Here is a 26,053-nt window from a genome sequence, read left to right as displayed (position 1 = left end):
TCAGCCGTCGCCGCGTCGCACGGCTGGTGCCGACACCTCCACGGGGGCGGGACGCAGGGCCAGCGAGCTGACCCCGTCGCCCTTGACGTACTGGGCTGCCCCCACGACGGTCCCGGTGGTCCGCACCACCACGTAGGCGACGTCGGCGGCGTAGGACTCCTTGGGGTCGACGGCGTCGACGCCCACCGTCGTGCCGCCGTCGATGCCGATGGTCGACGATCCCAGCGAGGTCATGTCGGCGTCGAACGCCTCGATGTCGACCGAGGCGGTCCTGTCCGGAGCGGTCAGGACGAGCTCGGGGATCGTGACCTTCGGTCCCGCGTCGATCGGCACGATCGCGGCGCCGTCGATGGGCCGGGTCGCCTCGGCCAGCGCGTAGTCACGCACGTTGGGGCTGATGCGGACCGACGCGGCGACCGGCTGGTCGCTGACCACGTGGAACGCCTGGCGGCCCTTGCCGACGGAGTCGGGCACCGCGATCTCGCGATACTGGCCCGGGTCGACCTTGATCGCCTGGAGTCCGTCGCCGGCGAAGGTGCCGGAGTCGTTGATGACCTCGACGTCGACGCGGGCCGTGGTCTCACCCGGATTGAGCAGCAGCAGGGTCTTGCCGCGGGCCCCACCGACGATGCCGCCGACGTACTGGTCGCGCGTGGGCGCCCGGGTGACTCCGATCGGCTCGGTGCCCGCGAACGTCGCGGTGGAACCATCGTTGACCACTGCCGCCATGGAGCCGCGGGTCCTCAGGACCTCGATGCCGAGCATCGGTTCTCCTGCCGCGAGGTCCGCGACCGGGATGCGTCGCACCTCGTACGGCTTGAGGGTCAGTCCACTGGCGCCGACCGCATCGATCGGACCCTCCGGTCCCCACAGCTTGATGTCGGCCACCGCCGGGGCGGCCGACAGGTTGGACAGGATCAGGGTCGAGAAGTGCTTGTCGCCCGCGCCGGCGCCCAGGAACCACGCGTCGTCGATGACCCCGGGGCAGGAGCCGACCACCAGTCCGCCACCGCCGCTCGCAGGTGCCCGTCCGGCGAACCAACCACCCGGTCCGGAATCACGTCCGGTCTCGGTGACGATGACTCCGGCCGCGTTGATCGAGCCGGTCGACCACGAACCGGCATCGGCGAAGTCGTCACCGGCCGAGCCCTTCGGCGACACGCGGACGGTGCGCTCCTGGGCAGCACGCAGCTGGCCGGCGGCCAGCGTGATGATCGAGCCCGCCGGGCACGCGTAGGAGGTCTGGACCACGTCGACCGGGCTCGGCGCCTCGGTGGACTCGGCTGAGTCGGCCGGCACCAACGAGGCGGCCGCGACCATGGCGACGGCGGCCACCGGCAGGGCTGCGGCTGCCCAGCGGCGGGCCGACATCGCGATCACGAGGCCATCACCTCGGAGTCCTCGGGCAACGCGGCTGCGGCCGCGTCGTCGTCCTCGGTGGCGACCTGCTCCTGATGGGTCTGGTCTCGGCGCCGGCGCACGGGGGTGGCCAGCAGGACGGCCACGGCCCACACCAGCACCTGACCTCCTCCGACGACCCGACGCCACGTCGGGACCTCGACGGGCTGCAGCCGAGGTGCGGTGGCCAGCGTCCACACGCGTGATCCGGGCCGGTCGCTGCCCGACTGCTCGATGAGCGGAGCCGAGTCGATGCGGCGGGCCAGCTCGGGCTCGGCTCTCGGCGCATAGATGGCGTCGATGCCTGCGGCGCTGAGCGCCTCGACGTCAGCCTCGGTGCCGCGGCCCAGCAGGTGCTGGACGGCCTCGGTGACGGGACGGGACGCCGCGGCGCTCGGCTCGAACGCCTCCTGCCCGAGGTAGGGGCCCGGACCGGCGACCGTGCGGTAGGTGATGCCGTCGGCCGTGCTGCCGGTGAGGACGAGGGTCAGGCCGGGACGGTCCGCCAGGAAGGCCGGGACAGCGAGATCGGGGCTGCTGTCGACCGAGCCGTCGACGCCGCGCGCCAACCACCAGCCGCCCACCCCCAGGGGCATGACGACGGCGGCGACGACGGCGCCGACCGCGATGGGGCGCGCGACGTCGTCGAGCGCCGGGGCGGCGAGCAATGCGGCGACGGCCAGCGCGGCCAGCCACAGCACGCTCGGCACGGCCACCCACGGCGCCAGATCCGCGCGGCCGCTCGTGGCCTCGAAGGAGGTCACGTGGCCGACCAGCGCGACCGCCAGGCCGATCAGTCCGACACCCCACGCGATCGCGACCGACGTGCGCGTGCGGCGAGGCAGGAGCGCGAGCAGCCCGAGCGCCAGGACCGGCACGCTCAACCACCACGGCGCCTGCAGCCCCCCGGCGCGGCCCGTCACGACGTCGAGCAACGACTGGCTCCCCGGGAGCGGCAGACCGGCCTCCCACCACCAGCGCCACGGCACGGCCGCACGCTCCACGAGCCAGGGCCCGAGCAGCACCAACGGCGTGACGGCGGCCACCACGAGCTGGCGGCTGACCCACCGGCCCTCCAGGTACCACAGCAGGGCCAGGCCGAGCAGCGACAGCACCAGCACGACCGGAGCGAAGGCCGAGGCGAGCGCGATCCAGATGCCGAGGGTCAAGGCCTTCTGCCAGCCGGGCTGGTCGGCCAGCTGCCAGGCGACGTTGACGATGACGGGCGCGAGCAGGAGCGCGACCACCGTGCCGAAGCGGCCCTGTGGGACTGCGCCGACCGCTGCGACGACGGCGGCGTAGGACAGGGCCCACACGATGCGATGCCCCCGGTGCGAGCTCAACCGGCGACCGAGCCGGTGGGCCGACAGCCCGGCCAGCGGGACGGCGAAGATCAGCAGCGCCGTGATGACCAGGTCCGGGCGGAACCACACGGGGGTGGAGACGACGGCGAGGGGCAGGGCGAACAGGGGGCCGCTGACGTCGGTGGCCGAGCCGACGCCGCGATCGGCGCCCAGCAGCAGCGACCACCAGCCGCCAGCGGTGTCGGGTGCGCGCAGCAACGCACCGCCGGACAGACCACCATCCACGAGGCCGCCCAGCAGGGTGCGCGAGGCCACCAGCGAGAGCACCGACAGCACCAGCACCGTCACGAACCAGGGACGACGCTGGACCAACGGCGGACCGTCGTCGAGGTCCTCGGCCTCCTGCGGGCCCTGCTCGAGCGTGGAGCGCCGACCGACGGTCTCGATGGTCTCGGGCTTGACCACGGCGGCGAACGCCTCACGAGCCGCGTCGAGGCCATGCTGGTACGGCAGCCACACCGGGGCGAACAGCCCACGGATCTCACGGTTGCTGCGGCGTGCCGTGACCGCGCGCCGCTGACGTGCTCGCAGCAGTCGCAGGGGGTGGACGTAGACCGACCGCACGGCCAGCAGCTCGTCGCCGGCGCCCTCCGGGTCCTTGGCGATCAGCAGCCCCAGGACACGCAGCAGCGAGCCGAAGAACAACCGCACGTACTGGCGCCAGAACGCCACTAGTCCGGCGTTGGCCAGCTGCACGAACAGGCCGGCACGCCTCAGCTCCCACGTCGGGACGTCACCGCTGACCGAGCGGCGGACTCCGTGGGTGGACGCCTCGGCGTGGAAGATGACACCGGACGGGGCCACCATCGTCCGGTGGCCTGCGCGAGCCGCACGCCAGCCGAAGTCGATGTCGTCGAAGTGCAGCGGCAGGTCGGGGTCGAGTCCGTCGAGCTCGTCCCAGACGTCGCGGCGGATCAGCATGCCGGCGGTGTTGACCGCCAGCACGTCGCGCGGCCGGTCGTGCTGGCCGGCATCCGGCTCGCCCGCCTCCAGGCCGGTCACCCTGACCCCGGTGCCCGTGATGGTCAGACCGACCTCGAGCAGGCGGCGCAGCGACGGCCACTCGCGGATCTTGGGTCCGACGATGCCGATGTCGGGCGCCGACGTGGCGGTGTCGAGCAGGCCCGAGAGGGTCCCCGGGAGCACCGAGCTGTCGTCGTGGAGCAGCCAGATCCAGTCGGTGCGCGGCATGGCCTCGAGGCCGAGACGCACGGCGTCTCCGAAGCCACAGCCCTTGGGAGCGCGGATGACGCGCTCGGCGCCGAAGGAGTCGCGGACCAGCTCTGCGCTGCCGTCGGTCGAGGCGACATCGACCGCACGCCACGCATCGGGCGCATGGAACATGCGCGAGAAGGAGGCCAGAACCTTCGGCAGCCACGTGGCCCCGTTGTGGCTGACCAGCACCGCCCCGACCGAGGGCGGGTCATCGAGCCAGTGGCTCACCGGGGCGGAATCGTTCACCCGACGAGCCTACTCGGGGACGAGGTCGCCGAACGACGAGCCGTCAGGCCCGCTTCTTGAGCTTGCGGCGCTCGCGCTCTGAGAGTCCGCCCCAGATGCCGAAGCGCTCGTCGTGTGCCAGGGCGTACTCGAGGCACTCACCGCGAACGTCACAGGTGGTGCAGACTCGCTTGGCCTCACGCGTCGAGCCGCCCTTCTCCGGGAAGAACGCCTCAGGGTCGGTCTGTGCGCACAACGCACGCTCTTGCCACATGAGCTCCTCGTCGGACTCCAGGGGCAGACCCAAATCGAATGACATGACAAGAATTACACGCCTGTCAGTCACACAAGTCAAGCGAAATGCTTGGATTGCTGACACCAGCGGCGTGTTGCCCGCAATGCCAAGGGCCCATGACATGGTGACGGCATGACTGCACTCGACCGGCTCCTCACCTCGACGGCGAACCCGGCGGCTCCGCTGCTGACGTACTACGACCTGCGAACCGGTGAGCGGGTCGAGCTCAGCGGGACCACGACGGCCAACTGGGTCGCCAAGACGTCGAACCTGCTCGTCGACGAGCTGGAGGCGGCGCCGGGCACCCGGGTCCGCCTCGGACTGCCGACCCACTGGTTGTCGTTCGTGTGGTTGCTGTCGGCCTGGAACGTCGGCGCCACCGTGACCGACCACGCCGCCGACATCGGGGTCAGCGGCCCCGACCTCCTGGCCGACGAACCGGTGCGGCTGGCCGCCTCGCTGCGTCCGCTCGGGGGACCGTTCGCCACTCCCCCGGATGGCTTCGTGGACCTCGCCCTCGAGGTGCCCGGCCAGGCCGATCACTTCATGGCGCTCGACCCGCCGGACGGGTCCACCATCGCCGTGGACCTCGCCGGCGAGCAGCTGACGCACGACCAGCTGCGGGGAGCGGCCGGACCCGACGACCGCCGACTGCTCGTCGAGCCCGGCCCCCTCGCGCGCGACGCCCGCCTGATCGTCGCGGCCTGCTCAGGTGGCGGCTCGCTCGTCGTCGTGACGGCCGCCACACCCGACGATCTGACCCGCATCGCCACCGACGAGGGCGCCGTCGTCGCGTGAGCCATCCACTACACTCGTCCTGCCGCCGGAGGTCGCCCTCCGAGCAGGCCACAGAGTTGTCGGCCGAACAGTAGGGACACGGATGACGATCGCCGACGATGCGGCGCGCGCGGGCCTCCACCGCGTCGGTGGTCGCCCTCCCCTCGGCTCCTACCTTGCCGAGGTGTGGCGTCGCCGGGAGTTCATCTACTCCCTGGCCAAGTACCGGCTGGAGGCCGAGAACGGACGCAACCGCCTGGGCATGGGCTGGGTCGTCCTCAAGCCGCTGCTCAACGCCGGCGTCTACGGTCTGGTGTTCGGCGTGCTGCTGCAGACGCGTCGCGGAGTCGCGGACTTCCTGCCGTTCCTGGTGATCGGCGTGCTCATGTTCGAGTACTTCTCCACCTGCTTCACGACGGGCGCCAAGTCGATCACGTCGAACGCCGCACTGGTCCAGAGCCTGAGCTTCCCCCGCATGTCCCTGCCCCTCGCCCTGGTGGGCCAGCGGCTCATGCAGTTCGTCCCGATGGTCGCGATCATGGGCCTGGTCGTCGTGCTGTCGGGCAGCTACCCGACGGTGCAGTGGCTGCTGCTGATCCCGCTGATCTTGCTGTTCACCGTGTTCAACGCCGGACTCACGCTGGTCACGGCCCGCATGACGGTGCACTTTCGCGACCTGACGCAGCTGTTGCCGTTCGCGGCCCGCTTCTTCTTCTACACGTCGGGGATCTTCTTCAGCGTGCGGCAGCGGTTCAGCCCCGACTCCGTGGTGCAGACCATCGCCGACTTCCAACCCATCCACGAGTTCTTGACCCTGGGCCGCGCCATCTTCCTGACCGGCCCGGAGTACACCATTCCCGAGGAGTACTGGATCTACGCCACGGTGTGGTCGTTCGGCATCCTGGTCGTGGGCACCTTGTTCTTCTGGGCTGCTGAGGAGCGGTATGGACGCACCGACTGACGGCCGCAAGCCCGTCGTCATCGTCGACGACGTGCACGTGGAGTACAAGGTGCTGGCCACCGGCAAGCGGGCCACCGGCGCCGATGCCGGTCGGCGACTGCTGCAGCGCTCGCGCAAGACGCGCACCGTGCACGCGCTCAAGGGGGTGTCGTTCACGGCCTACGAGAACGACAGCATCGGCGTCATCGGCACCAACGGATCCGGCAAGTCGACGCTGATGCGCGCGATCGTCGGCCTGACCCCCACCGCGAAGGGCGCCATCTACGCAGCCGCCCGACCCAGCATGCTCGGGGTGGGCGCCGCCCTCATCCGGGACCTGTCCGGCGAGCGCAACGTCATCCTCGGCGGGCTCGCGCTCGGTCTGAGCCTGGAGGAGGTCGAGCGTCGCTACGACGAGATCGTCGACTTCTCCGGCATCCGCAACTTCATCGAGCTGCCCATGCGCACCTACTCGTCGGGCATGACGGCTCGACTGAAGTTCGCCATCGCCACGGCCCGCACCCACGAGATCCTCATCGTCGACGAGGCGCTCGCGGTCGGCGACCGCAACTTCCGCGACCGCAGCGAGGCGCGGATCCGCGAGATTCGCGACAACGCCGGCACCGTGTTCCTGGTCAGCCACTCCATGCGCTCGATCCTCGACACCTGCACCCGGGCCATCTGGATCGACCAGGGCAACCTGATCATGGACGGGCCGGCCGAAGAGGTCGTCGCGGCCTACGACGACTCCCAGGCCAGCTCCTCGGCTCCGAACCGACCTCAGCAGGCCGAGCGCAGGTCGTCGGCGTTGTTGGCCGCCCGCTGGGTGACCTGATCGACATCGGGCGTGGCGGTCGCGCCGGGCGTGGTCGGGGTCGCGCTGGACCCCGGCGTGGGCGTGGCGGTGGCGCTGCCCTTCTCCGAGCGCTTGATGGCCTTCTGGATGGCCCGCTGGATGCGCGGGAAGTCCGGGTTGGTCACGTCCACCTGCGGCGGCACGATCGAGACGGTGATGATCTTCTCGCCGCGAGACCGCAGTGCGAGGTCGGCGAACTTGCCCAGCTCCGAGCGCGGCATGTTGCCGCTGAGCAGGTCCTTACCGGACTTGGCGATGCCGATGGCGTTGGTGACCGCGGTTCCCGGGTCGAGCTGCTCCAGCATCGCGGCCATCAGGCACTTCTGTCGTCCCATGCGCGTGTAGTCGTCGGACTGCACGCGGCTCCGGGCGTACCAGAGCGCCTGCTGGCCGTCGAGCTTCTGCAGGCCCGGCTCGATGTAGGTCTGCTTGTACGCGTCGTCGTGGCCGAACATCGCGATACGGGTCTTGACGTCCATCTCGACGCCGCCCATCGCGTTGATCAGCGTGCGAAAGCCCTTGAGGTTGACCATCAGGTAGTAGTTGATCTTCAGGTTCGTGACGCCCTCGACCGCGTCGATGGTGGCGTCCAGACCCGGGTCCTTGCTGTCCGGGTACAGGTCCGTGCGGTTCTGGGCCGCGGTGTGCACAGCGTTGAGCAGGCACTCGTTGCCGCAGTTGAAGCCGTAGGGGTACACCGCGTGCATCGGTGAGTCGTCGGGGAACGGCACCTTCTCGAGGTTGCGCGGCATCGAGACGAGCACGGTGCGCCCGGTGCTGGTGTCGATGCTCGCCACGGTCAACGAGTCGGGACGGATGCCCGTGCGCTCGGGCCCGGAGTCCGAGCCGATCAACAAGATGTTGTACCGGCCCTTCAGCGGGGTCGACACCGGCGCGTTCTCGGAGAAGACGGTCTGGATGGTCGTGCGCGTCTCGGTGAGGAACTGCGAGGCGTAGGCGGCCGAGCTGGCGACGCCGCCGATGATGGCGACGTTCAGCACCGCGACCAGGATCGTCCGCGGCCACGGAAGCCCCCGCGGTCGGGCGATGCGCCACGCGTCGATGAACAGCGCGAGCCAGCCCACGGCCAGGGTGATCAGCCCCACACGCAGGATCATCAACGTGTCCGGATCGGTCAGCAGGTCGATGGCGCCCGCCCGGTCGCTGCGCGACCGCCAGGCGAGGTAGCCGAGGCCGCCGAACAGCGCGACCCACACGGTGATGGCGACATACCCGACCCACTTGCGTCCGGCGACCACCTGGGCCGATCCGGGGATCACCAAGGTCATCAGACCCAGCATCAGGGCGCGCCGGAAGCGCACGCGTGCCGGATCGAGGTGGGCATCCTCGTAGCCGCGTGCCAGCACGCTGGCGCGGTGGGACATGCACGTCCTGGGTGAGATCAGGACGACTCGTGCAGAGCCGTCACGTGGGGAACCGATTCATTATCACCGACGAAGCCCGACCGACCTAGTCGAACGTCCAGATTCGGGACCTTCAGCAGGCTGCGGACAGGTCCGCGCTCTGGTTGGCCTTCAGCGGATCCTTGTCGTCGTTCATGTCCGGCACCGTCAGCCTGGCCGCCAGCAGACCGTCCTTCGGCTTGGCCGCGGCCGCACCCTCGGACGAGTCGATGGCCGTCGAGATGAGCCTGCGGACCTTCGCGTAGTCAGGATTGCCGGTGTAGATCACCGGCGGCACGAGGGAGACCGACGAGATCTTCTGGCTGCGCGCCTTGAGCGCGAGGTCCATGAAGACGCCCAGGTCCTGCCGGGGGATGTCCGTGGTGAGCAGCGCCTTGCTGGACTCGGCGATCTTCTCGGCGTTCAGCAGCACCGTCTTGGGGTTGAGCTGCTGGACCATCGCGGCCATGACGCACTTCTGTCGGCCCATGCGTGAGAAGTCGTTGTTCTGCACGCGCGAGCGGGAGTACCACAGGGCCTGGTCACCGGTGAGCTTCTGCTCACCCGCCTCGATGTAGCCCCGGATCGGCGATCCGATGCCGCCGATCGCGGTGCGTTGGCGCACGTTCATCGTGACGCCGCCCACGGCGTCGATCAGCTTGCTGAAGCCGTGCATGTTGACCATGGCGTAGTAGTTGAGCTTCAGTCCGGTGATCTGCTCGACGGCGTCCATGGTGGCGCGGATGCCCGGCTGGTCGCCGTAGCTCGGTGGGAACAGGTCGGCGTGGTCGTTGGCCCAGGTGTTGACGCCGTTGAGGTAGCACGCGTCGTCGCAGTCGAACGTGTCCGGGAAGGCCTTCTTCATCGGCGTGCCCTTGGGGAACGGGACCTCCTGCAGGTTGCGCGGAAGTCCGATCAGGACGGTGCGACCGGTGTCGGCGTCGATGCTGGCGACGGTCAACGAGTCGGGACGGACACCGCTGCGGTCCGGCCCGGAGTCACCGCCCAGGAGCAGCACGTTGTACCGGCCGCCGCTGGGTCCGGTCGCGTCGCTGGAGGCGAACACCGTGCCGATCGCCGAGCTGCTCGTGTTGACCAGGTGTGCGGCGAACAGCATCGTGCCGGCAGTCACCATGCACAGGGCCGTGTTCAGGCCGGTCATCCAGAGGCGGTGGTTGCGCTGCATGTGCAGCGGCTGCGCCAGCCGCCAGGCGTCGACCAGGAGGAACACCCACGCCGCTGCGCCGGCGACCAGCAGCCACGCGCCGACGTGCAGCAGCGTGGTGTTGGTGGCCAGCGAGAACAGGCCGCGGCGCGAGGTCATCGAGATCAGCAGCAGGACCACGGCCAGCGCGAGGACGGACAGCCACACGCGCACCGCGAGGCGACCGACACGGCGGTTGCCCGAGACCAGCTGGGCCGACCCCGGCATGAACACCGTCATGACCGTGAGGATGAGCCCACGACGGAACTGGATGCGGGCCGAGCTCTCTGCGGGTCGCTCGTAGGAACCGCCGAGCGCGCTCGATCGAAGGTCAGACATGGTGTCCTCACAGGGGGAAGAGTCAGTGGGGATGCCCTCACGGGCGATTCTCAGTATTCCCACAAAGTCTCGAGTTGAGGTCGAGGGCGCGCCGTGGGACGCGCGCCAATTCACGCCGCCGAGCAGCACGGGAACCGTGAAGCGCTCGGGTACCTTCGAGGACATGTCCGATCCACGCTCCGACGACCAGTACGACTGGCTCTACGGTGAGCCCTCCTCGTCGAGCACGCCGCGCCGCAGTGGCACCCCCGACCTGCCGCCTCCGAACCTGCCGCCCCCCGGTCAGCGCACGACGGCCGCGGGCGGCGGTCGTCCGCCTCGGCAGTCCGGCGGCCGGTCGGCGCGCCGCACCATCGGCATCGTGCTGCTGGCGTGGATCGTGTTCCTCGTGGCCGTGCCGATCTGGGCGTGGGGACGCATCGACCGGGTCGACGCCGAGCCCTCGGGCGACCGCCCCGGCGACCAGCCCGGCACCACCTACCTGCTGGTCGGCTCCGACAGCCGCAAGGGCCTGACCGAGGAGCAGCGCAAGGAGCTGAGCACCGGCGACGCCAGCGGCGCGCGTACCGACACCATCTTGCTGCTGCACGTGGGATCCGGCCCCTCCACGCTGGTCTCGATCCCCCGCGACTCCATCGTGCCGATCCCCGGGGTCGGCACCACCAAGATCAATGCCGCCTACGCTGCCGGCGGGCCGAAGCTGCTGGTGGAGACGCTGGAGCAGACCACCGGCGTGCGCATCGACGACTACGTCGAGATCGGGTTCGGTGGCCTGGTCAACGTGGTCGACTCCATCGGGGGCATCGAGATCTGCCCCACCGAGAACCTCAAGGACAAGGACTCCGGCCTCGACATCAAGAAGGGCTGCCAGACCGTCGACGGCAAGACCGCCCTGGCGTACTCGCGCAACCGCCACACCTTCGCCACCCAGGACATCCAGCGCGTGCAGAACCAGCGCGAGGTCATCGGCGCCATCGGCGCGAAGGCGCGGTCGCCGTGGACCGTCCTCAACCCGGTGCGGTACTTCTCGGTCGCGCAGGGTGCGTCGAGCTCGCTGACCATCGGCGAGAACGTCGGCCCCCTCGCCCTGGCGCGGTTCGCACTGGCGTTGTCGTCGGTCATGGGCGGAGGCGGCCTGAACTGCACCGTGCCACTGGCGGACTTCTCGGTGCGCTGGGACCGCGAGCGAGCGCTGAAGTTCTTCGCCCTGATCAAGTCCGACCAGACCGGCCGGCTCGGCGACCTGTGCACCAAGGACGGGCTGCCCGGATAGAGGTGCGGCGGCTGTCGGTGGCGGGGCCGTAGGTTGGAGTCATGACTGCTGATCTCGCGCCCGGAGCGCACGGCTACGGCGTGGCCACCCTCACTCCCGACGGCACCGTGCTCGACGTCTGGTTCCCGGACCCTCGTCTCGGACCTGCACTCGAGGGCGCGGTCGAGCCGCCCGAGCTGACCGCCCTGACCGGAACCGACGACGTGCGCGACGCGCGCCGCGTGGTGGTGCTGACCACGATCGACGACCTGCAGGCGCCACCGGTCGACGCCTACGACGTCTGGCTGCGCCTGCACCTGCTGTCGACCCGTCAGGTCCGACCGCACGGCCTCAACCTCGAGGGCCAGTTCGGACTGCTCACCAACGTGGTGTGGACGTCCATCGGGCCGTGCGCGGTCGTCGGCTTCGAGGCCACGCGCGCCCGCGCGCAGGCGGCCGGTCTGCACGTCGCGGTCACCAGCATCGACAAGTTCCCGCGCATGACCGACTACGTCATCCCGTCCGGCGTGCGTATCGGCGACGCCGACCGGGTGCGACTCGGCGCGTACCTCGCCGAGGGCACGACCGTCATGCACGAGGGCTTCGTGAACTTCAACGCCGGCACCCTCGGGCACGCGATGGTCGAGGGGCGCATCTCGGCCGGCGTGGTCGTCGGCGACGGCTCTGACGTCGGCGGCGGCGCCTCGATCATGGGCACCCTGTCCGGCGGTGGCACACAGGTCATCAGCGTCGGGGAGCGCAGCCTGATCGGGGCCAACGCCGGCATCGGCATCTCGCTGGGCGACGACTGCGTCGTGGCGGCCGGCACCTACGTGACAGCCGGCAGCAAGGTGACGCTCCCCGACGGCTCGGTCGTCAAGGCGCAGGACCTGTCGGGCCAGGACGGCCTGCTGTTCCTGACCAACAGCCAGACCGGCGCGATCGAGGCGCGACCGCGTGGCGAGCGCACCGGCATCGACCTCAACACCGCGTTGCACGCCAACTGAGGATGCGCCTGCGATGGTTCGTGGGGGTCGGCCTCGTGGTCGCCGGCCTCCTGGTCAGCGTGAGCGTGCGCGACCGCACACCGAACCGCGGTGAGTTCTGCGTCGCCACGGTCGGCACGGTGCGGGCCCAGGTCGACCTGGAGCAGGCGCGGTGGGCGTCGCTGATGGCAGCGATCGCCCAGCAGCGCGGCCTGTCACCACGCGCGACGACCATCGCCATCGCGACCGCCTTCCAGGAGTCGAAGATCCACAACATCGACTTCGGGGATCGCGACTCGCTCGGGTTGTTCCAGCAGCGACCCTCCCAGGGCTGGGGAACGCCGGCCCAGGTGATGGACCCCCAGCACTCGATCGGCGCCTTCTACGACGGCCTGGTCAAGGTCAAGGGATTCGAGACCATGAAGATCACCGACGCCGCCCAGCGGGTGCAGCGATCGGCCTTCCCCGGCGCCTACGCACAGCACGAGGCCGATGCGCGTGCGCTGGCCTCCGCCCTGCGCGGGTACAGCCCGGCGGCGTTCACCTGCCAGATCAACCCCGACACGATCGGCAGCACCAATCGCGTGGTCGACGACCTGAAGGCAGCCTTCGGAGACATCGACGTGCGCGCCGTCGCCGATGACGCCAGCTACCGGCTGACCGGGCCGGCTGCGGACGTGGAGGCCCGCGGCTGGGGTGTTGCGCACTACCTCGTGGCGCAGGCCAAGACCCTCGGGATCACCCGGGTGTCGTTCGCCGGCCGGGAGTGGACCGCCGACGACTCCGACCTGGGCTGGCGGTCGGTCGACGGCGAGGACACCGACACCGTCCGGTTCAGCACCAACTGACGGTCGTCAGGCCAGCCGGTCGGCCGCGGCGGCGATGCGCTCGTCGGTGGCCATGAAGGCGATGCGGACGAACTCGGCGCCGTCGTCGCCGTAGAAGTCGCCCGGGGCGACGAGGATGCCGCGTTCGGCCAGCCAGTCCAGGGTGGTGCGGCAGCTCTCGTTCCGGGTCGCCCACAGGTACAGCGAGCCCTCGGAGTGCTCGATGCGGAAGCCGGCACCCTCGAGCGCCGTCAGGAGGGTGGCGCGGCGGGAGCGGTACAGCTCGCGCTGGGCGTCCACGTGCGCGTCGTCGCCGAGCACGGCCTCCATCGCCGCCGCGACCGGTGCGGGCTGCATGAAGCCCAGGTGCTTGCGGACCTCGAGCAGCCGGCTGACGACGGCACGGTCCCCCGCCACCAGGGCGTCGCGGTACCCGGCGAGGCTGGAGCGCTTGGAGGCCGAGTGCAGCGCGATGACGCCGTCATGGGAATCACCGCAGACGTCGGGGTGCAGCGCCGAGATGGGCTCGGCGATCCACCCGAACTCCAGGTAGCACTCGTCGGACACGACCAGCGATCCGTGCTCGCGCGCCCACTGCACGATCTCGCGCATCGATGCGGCCGAGCGCACCTCGCCGGACGGGTTCGCCGGTGAGTTCAGGTAGATGACGGCCGGGGAGACGCTGCCGTAGTCGTCGGGGTGGTCGGCGGCGACGGCCTGCGACCCGCTGTAGGCAGCACCCACCGCGTACGTGGGGTAGGCCAGTCGCGGGAACACCACGACGTCGTCGGCACCCAGCCCGAGCTGCATCGGCAGGTTGGCGATCAGCTCCTTGGAGCCGATCGTCGGCAGGACCGCGGAGGCGTCGAGCCCTCGGACGCCGAACCTGCGGCCGAGGTAGTCGGCGGCAGCCTGCCGCAACGACTCCGGCCCGAGCACGGTCGGATACCCCGGCGCGTTCGCGGCGGCGGCGAGTGCACGCTGGGCCAGATCGGGTGACGCGTCGACCGGACTGCCGATCGACAGGTCGACGATGCCGTCAGGATGCGCGGCCGCACGATCCTTGGCGTCGGCGATGGTGTCCCACGGGAAGTCGGGGAACCCGAACCGGTTCATCCCCGGAAAGACGTCATGAGTTCTGCTCCTGCGGAGGCAGAGCGGCGATGATCGGGTGGTCGCTGTCGATCATGCCGAGCTTGGCAGCACCGCCGGGCGAACCCATCTCGTCGAAGAAGTGCACGTTCGCGTCGTAGTACTCCTTCCACTCCGGCGGGGTGTCGTCCTCGTAGAAGATCGCTTCCACCGGGCAGACCGGCTCGCAGGCTCCGCAGTCCACGCACTCGTCGGGGTGGATGTAGAGCATGCGCTTGCCCTCGTAGATGCAGTCGACCGGGCACTCGTCCACGCAGGCGAGGTCCTTGAGGTCGACACACGGCTGGGCGATCACGTACGTCACGGGTGAGTCTCCTTCGTTGCTCGCCTCCAGTATCGCGCCCGGCACCTGGCGGTCGACGCTCAGGTCCGACTGACCGGCGTGACAATCTGGGACCGTGGACACTGACCCCCGCATCGGCACTCGCATCGTGGTGCGATCGCGCACCGGCGGCACCGGCCCCACCGGCGGACCGGCCATGACCGACACCGTCGGTCGGGTGCTGGCGGTCGGCTCGTCCTCCTGGCAGATCGAGCGTCGCGACGGCACGACCACGCACGTGGCGACCGGTGACGTCGTCACCTGGAAGCAGGTCCCGGACCGCCCGCTGAGACGACGCCGTGCCGCTGACATCGACGCCGACGCCCTCACCCGCATCACCTCTCGCGGCTGGCCCGCGGTCGAGTCCGAGGCTCTCGGCGAGTGGGAGCTGCGCGCCGCGGGCGGTTTCACCGGACGAGCCAACTCGGTGGCCGCGACGGGGTCACCCCGGCTGCCGACCGCCGAGGCGATCGCGGCCGTCGAGACCTGGTACTCGTCGCGCGGACTGCCCCCCATGGCACAGGTCGTCACGGGGTCCTCGAACGAACAGGCCATGGTCGAGGCGGGCTGGGTTGGCGGCAACGGGTTCCGCCCCGGCGCCATCGTCCAGGTCGCCGACCTGGACCCCCAGTACGCGACCGACCCGGCGGTCAGGATCAGCACCGTCCTTGACGACGACTGGCTGGCGCTGTACGGGCGGGTCGACGAGCACCCGGCGGCCGCCCGGGCCGTGATCGCCGGCCCCCCGACGGTCGGATTCGCCACCATCGGCGACCCGGTCGAGGCCATCGCTCGGGTGGTCGTCACCGGCGAGTGGGCCGGCCTCGCCGCCGTGGAGGTGCTGCCCGAGCACCGCCGACGCGGCCTCGCGACCAGCCTGGTGTCGACGACCTTGGCGTGGGCCGCCCAGCGCGGCGCCGACAAGGCGTACCTGCAGACGATGCGCGACAACACCGCGGCACTCGCCCTCTACGAGCCGTTCGGCTTCGCCGACCACCACGAGTACCGCTACCTGCAGGCGCCACCCACCACTCGCCACGGAGCCCAGCAACAGCCCGGGTGAGACCACCCGCTCGCCACGCCTCGCGTCCAGGCGGCTCCGCCGCGGCACGACTCACGCTGCGCTGGCGCTCCTTCGCGCTCGCGCGCAGAGCGCGCTCGACTCAGTCGTCCGGCTTCTTGCCGCAGATCACCTTGTCGGCCGCCTGGTAGACAGCGGTGTCGGTCTCGGTCTTGACCGTCTTGCCGCCCTTGATGAACGACCGGTAGATGTCGATGTCGAAGCCCTGGATCGGCGACTGCGCGACGCAGCGGTCGGTGTCGTCGTACCGGACGCCGGGCTTGCGGAAGTTGCGGCGCTCCGACGCACCCGCGGTGACCTTGTCCCACGTCTTGGTGCTCCACATCTCGACGTGCATGACACCGTCCCGTCCCGGCGCGCTGGGCACGATGTAGGAACGGATCAGCACGCCGTAGTCGGTGGAGTTCTTGAACCGCAGGTCCAGGTTGCCGAAGTAGACCGTGGCCTCGCGGCCGACCGGATAGCGGCTGATGTAGAACGCGTGCGGGTGGTGCTCGACGTCGTCCATGCCGGCGAAGAACGCCGCGTTGTACGTGGTGGTGACCACCTGGGAGACACCGCCGCCCAGTTCCTCGCGGAAGACGCCACCGTTGATCACCGTGCCCGACGTGAAGCCGTTGGCGCGGGTCCGCTCGCCGACGGTGTCGTTGAAGCTGAAGGTCTCCCCCGGCTTGACGATGGTGCCGTCGAGGATCTCCGCCGCGCGACCCTGATTGATGTTGCGGTACGCGGCGTTGTCGTACCTGGTCTCGAACTCGCTGACCTTCTCGGTGATCTTGAGTGCCTTGGCATCGGCTGTGGTGAAGTCCGGCTGCACGACCTTCGCCTCGACACTGACCGAGCGGTCGGCGCCGGTGGCGGCGATGGCCGGGAGCAGCTTGGTGGACATCTCCTCGGGCTGCAGCCCCACGCCCTCCTTGCCCGGCTTGACGACGGGCTTGCCGTCCTCGATGACCACCGTGGCGTCGACCGCCTTCTTGCCGATGCCGGTGGTGGAGCTGGTGAGGGGCTTGGCCAGCTTCTTGGGATCGATGTACGGCGCCAGCGCCGCGTCCTCGACCCGGAACACCAGCGCCGGAGCGTAGGCGGTGACGGGCAGGTCGACCGACTCATCACCGACCTTGATGGCCACCGGCCCGCTGACCGCCGTGGCTGCGGCGCCCTTCATGACCGCGTCCAGGCCGGCCTGGTCGACCGCCGGCTGCACCGTCTTCATCACCACGTCGACGGGGCTGTCGATCACCCCGACGTACGCGTCCTTGATCCGGTCGGTCATGACGACGCGGTCGACGACCTCGCCGGCTCGGGGCTTGCGCGCCGTCGGCTTCGCCTTCGGGAAGGTGATCTGCGCCTCGACCACCGGGGTGTCGACGGCCTCGCCGACCTTGCCGAGAACTCCGTCGAACGTGGCCGGGTCGGTGGTGACGACGGCGTCGTGCGGGTTGTCGCCGAACACCAGCGCCACCATGTCCCGTGGGTCCCAGCTGCGGGTGCCGCCAGCGGCCTCGACCGACGCCGGGATGTCGAGTGCCAGACCGGCGTCCTGGGGGTCGATCTCGAACTGCTGGTCCTCGTGGGCCAGGGTGATCCTGCTCGGTGCGGGGCGTCAGCTCGCGGGCGAGCGTGGTCTCGGCCGAGGCGGGCGTCGCGCTGGAGACGTCGACGCCGGCGATGGTGGTGTTGACCGGAAGGCGGACACCGGTCATGAAGTAGCCGGCCACGTAGACCGCGGCGACGAGGAGCGTGGCGCCGATCAGCGCGTTGCGCACCCGATGGGTCCTGCGAGGCGGCTCGTCGGACCCCCAGAAGTCCTCGTCCGCGTCAGCACCCTCGCCCCCGCCTGCGTCGCCGGCCTCGGGCTCGACGGCCGCTGCCGGGGCGAACAGGTGGTCGTACCGGGTGTCGCGCGTCGCCGTGACCTCGGGCTCGGGCTCAGTCTCTGGCTCTGGCTCCGGCTCGGGTTCGGCTTCCGGCTCGGTTTCCGGCTCCGGCTCGGGTTCAGACGTGCCTCGGGACGGACGCGAGATCGCCGCTGCCACCGCGGCGAAGAGCTCGTCGTCCTCGCCGTCGGACGTGTCATCGGTGGGTCGATCGTTCATCGCTTCGGATCCCCCAGGGTGTCGGTGATGACCGTCTTCTCGGACTCGTCCAAGCGCACCATCGTGCCGTAGTGCGACCGGTAGTACAGCAGCGGATCGTCCGAGCCGTCCATCACGTCGGCGGCGGTGACCTCACCGACGATGATCGAGTGGTCTCCCCCGTCGTGCACCGCGTGGGTGCGGCACTCCAGCCAGCCCAGGGCCTCGTCGAGCAGGGCGACGCCGGACCGGCCGCGGTGGTGCGCGACGCCGACCAGCTGCTCGTCGAGCGGGCGACCGCGGTGGGCGAACCAGGCCGACGCCTTCATGCCGCCTTCGGCCAGGATCGAGACGCCCCAGACGCCCGACGCCAGCACGGCGTCGTGGAACCGACTGGTGCGGTGCGAGCACACCAGCACCATCGGGGGGTCGAGCGACACCGAGGTGAACGCGCTGGCCGTCATGAGGTGGTCGGCGCCGTCGAGCGTGGTCGACACCACGGTCACACCGCTGCCGAATCGCCCCAGCGCACTGCGGAAGGCCGTCTGGTCGACGGCACCCGAGGTCGGCTTCCCTTCCGCGTGGTTCATGGCACAACCCTAGGAGACGATGCCGCGCGCGCCGATCTCACAGTCCGGCGAACAGGTCGGTCTCGAGCCCGTCGGGGCCGACCGGACCGCGCTCGCCGGCGGCCAGACGGTAGTGCTCGGCGCCCCACACCTGGTTGCCGAGGTTGTTCGACAGGGCGAAGAACGGACCGTCGAGCGCGATCTGCGTGGGGTGCGCCCGCATGGCCTCCATCTTCGCGTCGACGAAGGCGTTGCCGTCGATCACGGCGTCGAGGTCCTCGTCGGGGCTGCCCCAGGGGATGTTGTCGGGATCCCAGCCCTCGAACGTGGTGGTGTCGCCCTGCGCGCGCAGGTGGCGAATGCCCTCGGCCATCTGCGACTTGGCCATGGCCGACCAGTAGAACTTGCTGACCTGCCAGGGATCGCCGAGGTCCGGGCGGTAGGAGCGCACGGCGGCCAGCGCCGTGGCGTACGTGGCCACGCGGTGGGCCTGCACGTGGTCGGGGTGCCCGTAGTTGCCGAACTGGTCGTACGTGACGACCACCTGCGGACGGACCTCGCGGATGATCTCGACCAGCAGGTCCGAGGCGACGGTGAGGTCGGCGGCCCAGAACGTGTCGTCGCGGGTCTCGTCGGCGGCGGTGGCGGTGCCGTTCTCGGCCCACTTCATGCCGGAGTCGCGGAAGTGACCCTCGCCGCCGAGGAACCGGAAGTCGGTGACGCCCAGGACGGCCATGGCGGCGGTGAGCTCGCCGACGCGGTGCTCGCCGAGCGTGTCGTCTCGATCGGCGGCCAGGTGCGCGAGCTCCGGCACCAGGACCTCGCCCTCCTCGCCGCGGGTGCAGGTGACGAGGGTGACCCGGGCACCTTCGGCGACGTACTTGGCCATCGTGGCGCCGTTGCCGATCGTCTCGTCGTCGGGATGTGCGTGCACGAACAGGATCCGGCGATCGGGGGTCGTCATGGAATCAGCGTACTGAGGATGTCGGACGAAGCGGCGAGCGATTACGGTCCGAGCATGCCCTTGACGATCAGCTCAGACTTCGGCGGCGACGATCTCGGCGCCGTCCAGCACGAGGACCAGCTGTTCGACGGCGCCGACTTCGTGGAGGCCACCACCACGGGCGCCTCGTTCACCGGCTGCACCTTCCGGAACGTGCGGTTCAACGCGTCGACCCACACCAGCTCCACGTTCACCGGCTGCCACTTCCGGTCGTGCTCGTTCTTCGACGCCACGTTCGTCGGCTGCAAGCTGCTCGGCAGCACCTTCGAGGACTGCACCTTCGACCTGCTGTCGGTCGAGGGTGGGGACTGGTCGTTCGTGTCGCTCGTGCGCGCCCCCTTGGCCGGGGTCGAGCTCACCGGTGTCCGCATGCGCGAGGCGGACCTGTCGGCGGCATCGTGCAAGGGCGCGACGCTGGCGCGCTGCGACCTCGGCGGAAGCGCCTTCATCAACACCGACCTCACCGAGGCCGACCTGCGCGGCAGCGTCCTCGACGGCCTCGACCCGCTCGAGGCCCGCCTCGAGCGGGCCGTGGTCGACCTCCCACAGGCGGTCTGGTTCGCCGAGGCGCTCGGCCTCGACGTCCGCCCCGAGCCCGACTGACGGCCAATGACAGGATCGGGACCATGACCGTCTCGTACCCCCGTCTGGCCGCTCGCACCCTGCGCTTCACCCTCGGGGTTCCGCGCACCATCACGGTCTCGCCCGACGGCGCGACCGTGCGGTTCGTCCGCACCCCTGACGGTGTCACCCGCACCGGCCAGCTGTGGGAGCACGACGTCGCCACCGGCACCGAGCGCCTCCTGGTCGACCCGGCCGACCTGATCGACGGCGACGAGGAGCTGTCGGCCGAGGAGCGGTCCCGGCGCGAGCGCTCGCGCGAGTCCGCGGCCGGCATCGTGTCGTACGACGTCGACGCCACCGGGGCCCGGGCCTGCTTCGCCCTGTCCGGCCGCCTGTGGGTGGTGGATCTCGCGGCCCGCTCGGTCGCTGCCCTGCCGACTCCGGACGGTGTCATCGACCCACGGCTCGACCCCACGGGCCGGCGCATCGCGTACGCCGCCGGCGGAGCGGTGCGGGTCGTCGACGTCGACGGCGGCAACGACCGCGCCCTCGCCGAGCCCGAGCTCGACACCCAGACGTGGGGACAGGCCGACTTCATCGCGGCCGAGGAGATGGAGCGGTACCGCGGCTTCTGGTGGTCGCCCGGCGGCGAGCGCCTGCTCGTGCAGCGCACCGACGAGGCGCCGGTGCAGACCTGGCACGTCGCCGATCCCGAGCACCCCGAGCGCACGCCCGTCGCGCAGCGCTACCCGGCGGCCGGCACCCCCAACGCCGAGGTGACCCTGTGGCTCGTCGACCTCGACGGCACCCGCACGCAGGTGCAGTACGACGGCGCAGCCTTCGAGTACCTCGCCCGCGTCAGCTGGACCGAGCACGGAGATCCGCTCGTGCAGGTGCTCAGCCGTGACCAGCGGACCTCACAGATCCTGTCGGTGGACCCGCGCTCGGGCGCCACCTCCGTGCGACGCGAGCTGACCGACCCCGACTGGGTCGAGCTGTCCTCGGGACCTCGCCTCATCTCCGGCGGTCGGCTCGTGAGCGTCGAGGACCATGCAGGACGGCGCCGGGTCATGCTCGACGGCGCACCGATGTCGTCCGAGGCGTGGCAGGTGCGTTCGATCATCGAGGCCTTCGACGACTGCGTCATCGCCACCGCGTCCGGCGAGCCCAGCGAGGTGCACGTCGTGCGGTTCGGATTCGACGGGAAGGTCGACGAGATCACCTCAGGCGCTGCTGTGCACGGCGCGGTGATCGGCGGGCCGACCACCGTCATCAGCCGGTCGGGTCTCGACGCCGCCCGCACCACCGTCACCGTGCACGCCGAGGGCCGTGATCCCGCCCAGCTGACCGTGGTGGCCGAGCCGGCCCCCTTCGAGCCCGAGGTGACGATGCTGCAAGGCGGCGAGCACGACCTCAGCATCGCCGTGGTGCTCCCGCGCGATCACCAGCGCGGCTCGCGCCGGCTCCCCGTGCTGATGGATCCGTACGGCGGCCCACACGCCCAGCGGGTGCTGTCGTCTGCGCGGGCGTTCCTCGAGGCGCAGTGGCTGGCCGACCAGGGCTTCTGCGTCGTCGTGGCCGACGGGCGCGGCACGCCGGGGCGTGGTTCCGGCTGGGAGAAGGCCGTGCGCGACGACTTCGCCGGGGTGACCCTCGACGACCAGGTCGAGGCCCTGCAGGTGGTCGCCCAGGCGTTTCCGCACGACGTCGACACCGACCGGGTCGGCATCACCGGCTGGTCGTACGGCGGCTACCTGTCGGCGCTGGCCGTGCTGAAACGGCCGGACGTGTTCCACGCTGCAGTCGCGGGCGCCCCCGTCACGGAGTGGCGCCTCTACGACACCTGCTACACCGAGCGGTACCTCGGCGACCCGAACACCCAGCCCGACGTCTACGACGCGAACTCCCTGATCCCGCTCGCCGCGGGACTGCAACGACCGCTGATGCTCATCCACGGCCTGGCCGACGACAACGTCGTGGCCGCGCACACGTTGCAGCTCTCGTCGGCCCTGCTCGCCGCCGGGCGTCCCCACACCGTCCTGCCGCTCTCGGGAGTCACCCACATGACGCCCCAGGAGACCGTCGCCGAGAACCTCAAGCTGCTCCAGGTCGAGTTCCTCAAGACCCACCTCGGCGTCTGACCAGAAGCGACCACGCAACAGCAAGCCCGACAGCTTGGTTCGCCTCGGGCTCCGCCCTCACGGTCGCTCCGCTCCCCGGCGAACGGAACCTGCTCGCCAGCGACCGAGACCACCGCAAGCCGACCACCTGTCGTTCGCCTCGCGAAGCGGGCCCTAGCGAAGCGTGAGCGAAGCGAAGGGCACGGTCGCTCCGCTCCCAGGCGAACAGAACCTGCTCGCCAAGGAGGCCGCCCGCGGCCGACTGTGAGGGAGCGAGGAACGAGCGACCGAGGCGAGACCACCCCAAGGCGACCAGCTGTCGTTCGCCTCGCGAGGCGGGCCCTAGCGAAGCGTGAGCGAAGCGAAGGGCACGGTCGCTCCGCCTCCCCGGCGAACAACCGCAGGGCGTAGAATTGTCGTGCTCCACTCCCGAGAACGAGGTCGCCCGTCCGTTGAAGCTTCTGAGGTCCTGATCCCCGATGCCGGCCGTGCCGGCATTCCGTCACGACCTCATGGAGCACCATGGCGACCTCGCTGTCCCTGCACGACCTCACCCTCACCTGGCCCGACGGAGACACCGTCCTGGCCGGCATCACGATCGATCTTGGACCCGGGCGGCATGGCATCGTCGGAGCGAACGGCTCCGGCAAGTCCACGCTGATCGCCCTGTTGGCCGGACTCGTCGAACTCACCCACGGATCGGTGCGGGTGGAAGGACGTCTCGCCCACCTGTCACAGGACCCGGCGACCGAGCCCACCGTGGCTCGCACCCTCGGCGTCGACACCGCACTCGCAGCGCTGCTGCGCATCGAGGCCGGCAGCACCGATGTCGCCGACTTCGACGCCGTCGGCGACGACTGGGACATCGTCGGGCGGACCGAAGCAGTCCTGGGACGGCTCGGGCTCGACCACCTCTCGCTGGACCGTCAGGTCGCCTCGCTGTCGGGGGGCGAGCAGGTCATGCTCGCACTCGGCGCCCGGCTGCTGACCGAGCCGGACGTCCTGCTGCTGGACGAACCCACCAACAACCTCGACCGCGGTGCCCGGGAGCGACTGGCCGACGTCGTGACGTCCTTCACCGGCGTGCTGGTCGTCGCGAGCCACGACCGCGAGCTGCTCGGACTCATGGACGACATCGCCGAGGTGCGCGCGGGCGGGCTGCGGATGTTCGGGGGCAGCGACGTCCACTACGCCGAGACCATCGCAGCCGAGCAGGAGACCGCTGAACGTGCCGTGCGCGATGCCAAGGGCGAGCTGCGCCACCAGCGCCGGGACCGTGACGCCGCCCAGACCGCCATCGCCCGGCGGCGACGACAGGGCACCGAACGATCCCGTTCCGGCAGCCAGCCGAAGGTCCTGCAGGACAAGAAGAAGAACTCCGCCGAGGTGTCCGCCGGAAAGCTCCGCGGCCGGCACGACGAGGACGTGGCGCAGGCACGCGCGCGACTCGACGACGCCGAGTCGCGACTGCGCGACGACCGGGAGATCCGCGTGGACCTCCCCGACACCGCCGTGCCGAGCGGCCGCGTCGTGCTCTCGATGGACGACGTCACGCTCGCCCACACCGGCGCGGTGGTCGACCTCCACGTGACCGGTCCGGAGCGGATCGCCGTGGTCGGTCCCAACGGCTCGGGCAAGACTACCCTGCTGCGCACTGCTCTGGGGCAGCTGGCGCCGGTGTCGGGCGCGGTGCGGCTGCACGTGCCCGCGCGCCTGCTGCCGCAACGGATGGATCTGCTCGACCCTGCGCTGTCGATCGTCCAGAACGTGCGGCTGGCGGCTCCTGACTCGACCGAGACCGACGTGCGGGGCCAGCTGGCGCGGTTCCTGTTCCGCGCCCGACGGGCCGACCAGCAGGTCGCGACGCTGTCCGGCGGCGAGCTGCTGAGAGCCACGCTCGCCGCGGTGCTGCTGGCGCAGCCGGCCCCGCAGCTGCTCGTGCTCGACGAGCCGACGAACCATCTCGACCTCGAGAGCGTCGGTCACCTGGTCGACGCCCTGGCCTCGTATCGCGGCGCCCTGCTGGTGGTCAGCCACGACGAGCGGTTCCTCGACGACCTCGCGCTGACGCGTCGCGTCGAGCCAGGGAGCACACTGGGCACGTGAGCACGAACTGGGCGGGCAACCTGTCCTTCTCCGCGTCCGCGGTGCACGAACCGACGTCGGTCGAGCAGCTGCAGGAGATCGTCGCGGGATCCGCGCACGTCCGAGCGGTCGGGTCGCGCCACTCGTTCAACGCCATCGCCGACACCGAGCACGCCCAGGTGTCGGTCGCGGGGCTGCCGGCCCGGGTCGACGTCGACGAGTCCGCCCGTGAGGTCACCGTGTCGGCGGGGCTGCGCTACGGCGAGCTGGTCGAACGCCTGGACGCCGCCGGCTGGGCGCTGCACAACCTGGCCTCGCTGCCGCACATCTCGGTCGCCGGAGCGATCGCCACCGGTACCCACGGCTCGGGCGACCGCAACGGCAGCCTGGCCAGCGCGGTGTCGGCGCTGACGATCGTGGGGCCGGACGGCGAGCTGCGCGAGGTCAGTCGTGGCGACGCCGACTTCGACGGCTCCGTCGTCGCCCTGGGCTGTGTCGGCATCGTGACGGCGGTGTCGTTGGACGTGCGGCCGACCTTCGAGGTCCGTCAGGACGTGTACGAGCACCTGCCGTGGGCCGACGTCGCCGACCACTTCGACGAGATCACCTCGGCGGCGTACAGCGTCAGCATGTTCACCGACTGGAACGAGGTGGGCCCGTCGTCGGTGTGGATGAAGTCGCGCGCGGATGCCGCCCCGCGCGCCGACCTGTTCGGCGCCTCTCGCGCCAGCAGCGCCCTGCACCCCCTGCCCGGCATCGATCCCGCGTCGACCACCGAGCAGCTCGGCGTCGAGGGTCCGTGGTGGGACCGGCTCCCCCACTTCAGGCTGGCCTTCACCCCCAGCAACGGCGACGAGCTGCAGACCGAGTACCTCGTGCCCCGCGAGCACGCGCTCGACGCGATCGACGCGGTGCGCGACCTCGCTCCCTCCGTGCAACCCCTGCTGCTGGTGTCCGAGATCCGCACCGTCGCCGCGGACCCCCTGTGGCTCAGCCCGAGCCACGACGTCGACTGCGTCGCCCTGCACTTCACGTGGCGCCAGGACGTGCCGGGCGTGACGGCGGTGCTCCCCGACCTCGACGAGGCGCTCGCTCCGTTCGTGGCGCGGCCGCACTGGGGCAAGCTGTTCGAGACCATGCCGGACCGTCTGCACGCGGCCTACCCCCGACTCCCGGACTTCCGCCGCCTCGTCGAGACCCTCGACCCGCACGGCAAGTTCGGCAACGACCTCGTCGACCACTGGCTGACCGCCGGGGAGTCCCAGCCGTGACCTTCGACCCGGCGCCCGCGCCGCTGCTCGGGCCGCGCATCATGGCGCAGAACTGGAACCACATCACCTTCGTGCACTGGGCCGTCGATCCGGAGCTGGTCGCTCCCCTGCTGCCCCGCGGCACCCGCCCCGACGTGCTCGACGGCGCCACCTACGTGGGCCTCATCCCGTTCCAGATGCACCACGCAGGATTCGGGCGGGGCCCGGCGGTGCCCTACCTCGGCACCTTCGCGGAGACCAACGTGCGGCTGTACTCGGTGGACCAGGACGGCCGCCACGGAGTGGTCTTCCGCTCGCTGGAGGCCTCGCGACTGCTGGTGTCGCTGGGCGCGCGGGGCGCGTTCGGGGTGCCGTACACCTGGGCACGCATGCGCATCGAGATCCACGGCGATCGCATCGCCTACCGCACGCGTCGGCGGTGGCCGAGCCCGCGCGGCGCCGGCGGGTCCATGCACGTCCGGGTGGGCGACGTGGTCGAGCCGTCGCCGGTCGACCAGTTCGTCACGGCGCGATTCGGCCTGCACACCCGGTGGATGGGACGCACGCTGTGGATCCCCAACCACCACGAGCCGTGGCCGCTGCGCGCCGTGAGGATCGAGCACCTGGACGACGACCTGGTCGCAGGTGCGGGCCTTCCCGGCGTCGTCGGGCGCGAGCCGGACTCGATCGTGCACTCCGACGGTGTGCGCACCGTGTTCGGGCTCCCACGGCGGATCCCGGCCTGATC

General features: G+C 70.6%; 22 protein-coding genes. 12 read left to right on the top strand and 10 right to left on the bottom strand.

Translation table 11 applies throughout. The features are described 5' to 3' along the window. From AC0L5F_RS14750 to AC0L5F_RS14740, 3 genes are read right to left on the bottom strand one after another with little or no spacing between them, the layout of a single operon-like run. Positions 1-1,371: a DUF5719 family protein gene (locus tag AC0L5F_RS14750; protein WP_473316201.1), complete on the bottom strand. Its 1,371-nt coding sequence runs from the start codon at positions 1,369-1,371 to the stop codon at positions 1-3. A 5-nt stretch (positions 1,372-1,376) separates the two neighbouring features. Beyond that, positions 1,377-4,223, bottom strand: a complete 2,847-nt coding sequence (locus tag AC0L5F_RS14745; RefSeq protein ID WP_473314172.1) for a glycosyltransferase — start codon at positions 4,221-4,223, stop codon at positions 1,377-1,379. 43 nt (positions 4,224-4,266) lie between these two features. Then, the gene (locus AC0L5F_RS14740) at positions 4,267-4,521 is read right to left on the bottom strand and encodes a WhiB family transcriptional regulator (RefSeq protein ID WP_423844114.1); all 255 of its coding nucleotides are present in this window, start codon (positions 4,519-4,521) and stop codon (positions 4,267-4,269) included. 108 nt (positions 4,522-4,629) lie between these two features. On the opposite strand from AC0L5F_RS14740, the gene AC0L5F_RS14735 reads away from it, so the two are divergent. The 3 genes from AC0L5F_RS14735 (at position 4,630) to AC0L5F_RS14725 (ending at position 7,049) form a co-directional block, all read left to right on the top strand. After that, the gene (locus tag AC0L5F_RS14735) at positions 4,630-5,295 is read left to right on the top strand and encodes a TIGR03089 family protein (RefSeq protein ID WP_473314171.1); all 666 of its coding nucleotides are present in this window, start codon (positions 4,630-4,632) and stop codon (positions 5,293-5,295) included. Between the two features lie 82 nt (positions 5,296-5,377). Continuing rightward, the gene (locus tag AC0L5F_RS14730; RefSeq protein WP_473314170.1) at positions 5,378-6,235 is read left to right on the top strand and encodes an ABC transporter permease; all 858 of its coding nucleotides are present in this window, start codon (positions 5,378-5,380) and stop codon (positions 6,233-6,235) included. Beyond that, positions 6,219-7,049 carry an ABC transporter ATP-binding protein gene (locus tag AC0L5F_RS14725; protein WP_473314169.1) on the top strand — a complete coding sequence of 277 codons (831 nt, stop codon included), beginning with the start codon at positions 6,219-6,221 and terminating at the stop codon, positions 7,047-7,049. The genes AC0L5F_RS14730 and AC0L5F_RS14725 overlap by 17 nt, the downstream gene beginning before the upstream one ends. Here AC0L5F_RS14725 and AC0L5F_RS14720 read toward each other — a convergent pair. Together AC0L5F_RS14720 and AC0L5F_RS14715 are read right to left on the bottom strand one after the other, a co-directional pair. Next, the gene (locus tag AC0L5F_RS14720) at positions 6,995-8,455 is read right to left on the bottom strand and encodes an LCP family protein (protein WP_473314168.1); all 1,461 of its coding nucleotides are present in this window, start codon (positions 8,453-8,455) and stop codon (positions 6,995-6,997) included. The genes AC0L5F_RS14725 and AC0L5F_RS14720 overlap by 55 nt on opposite strands. A 112-nt stretch (positions 8,456-8,567) precedes the next feature. Continuing rightward, positions 8,568-10,016: an LCP family protein gene (locus AC0L5F_RS14715; RefSeq protein WP_473314167.1), complete on the bottom strand. Its 1,449-nt coding sequence runs from the start codon at positions 10,014-10,016 to the stop codon at positions 8,568-8,570. A 163-nt stretch (positions 10,017-10,179) separates the two neighbouring features. Here AC0L5F_RS14715 and AC0L5F_RS14710 point away from each other — a divergent pair, with 163 nt between their 5' ends. Genes AC0L5F_RS14710 through AC0L5F_RS14700 form a run of 3 tightly spaced genes read left to right on the top strand, consistent with a single transcriptional unit; the run spans position 10,180 to position 13,102 of the window. After that, a complete protein-coding gene (locus tag AC0L5F_RS14710; protein WP_473314166.1) occupies positions 10,180-11,289 on the top strand; it encodes an LCP family protein in 1,110 nt (369 codons plus the stop codon). A gap of 41 nt (positions 11,290-11,330) precedes the next feature. Beyond that, entirely contained in the window at positions 11,331-12,275 is a 945-nt protein-coding gene (gene dapD, locus AC0L5F_RS14705) for a 2,3,4,5-tetrahydropyridine-2,6-dicarboxylate N-succinyltransferase (protein ID WP_473314165.1), read from the top strand. 2 nt (positions 12,276-12,277) lie between these two features. Then, positions 12,278-13,102, top strand: a complete 825-nt coding sequence (locus tag AC0L5F_RS14700; RefSeq protein ID WP_473314164.1) for a hypothetical protein — start codon at positions 12,278-12,280, stop codon at positions 13,100-13,102. Positions 13,103-13,108: 6 nt separating this feature from the next. Here AC0L5F_RS14700 and dapC read toward each other — a convergent pair whose 3' ends face one another. Then, a complete protein-coding gene (gene dapC / locus AC0L5F_RS14695) occupies positions 13,109-14,197 on the bottom strand; it encodes a succinyldiaminopimelate transaminase (protein ID WP_473314163.1) in 1,089 nt (362 codons plus the stop codon). A gap of 13 nt (positions 14,198-14,210) precedes the next feature. Continuing rightward, positions 14,211-14,537: a ferredoxin gene (fdxA, locus tag AC0L5F_RS14690; RefSeq protein WP_473314162.1), complete on the bottom strand. Its 327-nt coding sequence runs from the start codon at positions 14,535-14,537 to the stop codon at positions 14,211-14,213. A 94-nt stretch (positions 14,538-14,631) separates the two neighbouring features. On the opposite strand from fdxA, the gene AC0L5F_RS14685 reads away from it, so the two are divergent. Beyond that, the gene (locus tag AC0L5F_RS14685; RefSeq protein ID WP_473314161.1) at positions 14,632-15,618 is read left to right on the top strand and encodes a GNAT family N-acetyltransferase; all 987 of its coding nucleotides are present in this window, start codon (positions 14,632-14,634) and stop codon (positions 15,616-15,618) included. A gap of 100 nt (positions 15,619-15,718) precedes the next feature. On the opposite strand, the gene AC0L5F_RS14680 is transcribed toward AC0L5F_RS14685, so the two are convergent. The 3 genes from AC0L5F_RS14680 to mshB form a co-directional block, all read right to left on the bottom strand. Then, positions 15,719-17,104 (bottom strand): VanW family protein, encoded by a 1,386-nt coding sequence (locus tag AC0L5F_RS14680; RefSeq protein ID WP_473314160.1) that lies wholly within the window; start codon positions 17,102-17,104, stop codon positions 15,719-15,721. A gap of 627 nt (positions 17,105-17,731) precedes the next feature. Further along, entirely contained in the window at positions 17,732-18,304 is a 573-nt protein-coding gene (locus tag AC0L5F_RS14675) for a flavin reductase family protein (RefSeq protein WP_473314159.1), read from the bottom strand. Positions 18,305-18,341: 37 nt separating this feature from the next. Beyond that, entirely contained in the window at positions 18,342-19,247 is a 906-nt protein-coding gene (gene mshB, locus AC0L5F_RS14670) for an N-acetyl-1-D-myo-inositol-2-amino-2-deoxy-alpha-D-glucopyranoside deacetylase (protein WP_473314158.1), read from the bottom strand. A gap of 54 nt (positions 19,248-19,301) precedes the next feature. Between mshB and AC0L5F_RS14665 the strand changes: the two genes are divergently transcribed. The 5 genes from AC0L5F_RS14665 (at position 19,302) to AC0L5F_RS14645 (ending at position 26,051) form a co-directional block, all read left to right on the top strand. Further along, the gene (locus AC0L5F_RS14665; protein ID WP_473314157.1) at positions 19,302-19,889 is read left to right on the top strand and encodes a pentapeptide repeat-containing protein; all 588 of its coding nucleotides are present in this window, start codon (positions 19,302-19,304) and stop codon (positions 19,887-19,889) included. A gap of 23 nt (positions 19,890-19,912) precedes the next feature. Next, complete coding sequence (locus AC0L5F_RS14660; protein WP_473314156.1) at positions 19,913-21,991, top strand: S9 family peptidase; 2,079 nt, start codon at positions 19,913-19,915, stop codon at positions 21,989-21,991. Between the two features lie 501 nt (positions 21,992-22,492). Next, positions 22,493-24,076, top strand: a complete 1,584-nt coding sequence (locus tag AC0L5F_RS14655) for an ABC-F family ATP-binding cassette domain-containing protein (RefSeq protein WP_473314155.1) — start codon at positions 22,493-22,495, stop codon at positions 24,074-24,076. Beyond that, positions 24,073-25,326: an FAD-binding protein gene (locus AC0L5F_RS14650; protein ID WP_473314154.1), complete on the top strand. Its 1,254-nt coding sequence runs from the start codon at positions 24,073-24,075 to the stop codon at positions 25,324-25,326. The genes AC0L5F_RS14655 and AC0L5F_RS14650 overlap by 4 nt, the downstream gene beginning before the upstream one ends. Continuing rightward, positions 25,323-26,051: a YqjF family protein gene (locus AC0L5F_RS14645; RefSeq protein ID WP_473314153.1), complete on the top strand. Its 729-nt coding sequence runs from the start codon at positions 25,323-25,325 to the stop codon at positions 26,049-26,051. Before AC0L5F_RS14650 ends, AC0L5F_RS14645 begins: the two co-directional genes overlap by 4 nt. The last annotated feature ends 2 nt before the right edge of the window (positions 26,052-26,053 follow it).

It is taken from the genome of Aeromicrobium sp. 10G20-16 (assembly GCF_055809665.1).
The sequence above is the reverse complement of the archived record's forward strand: the minus strand, read 5'-3'. Positions and strand labels throughout refer to the sequence as shown.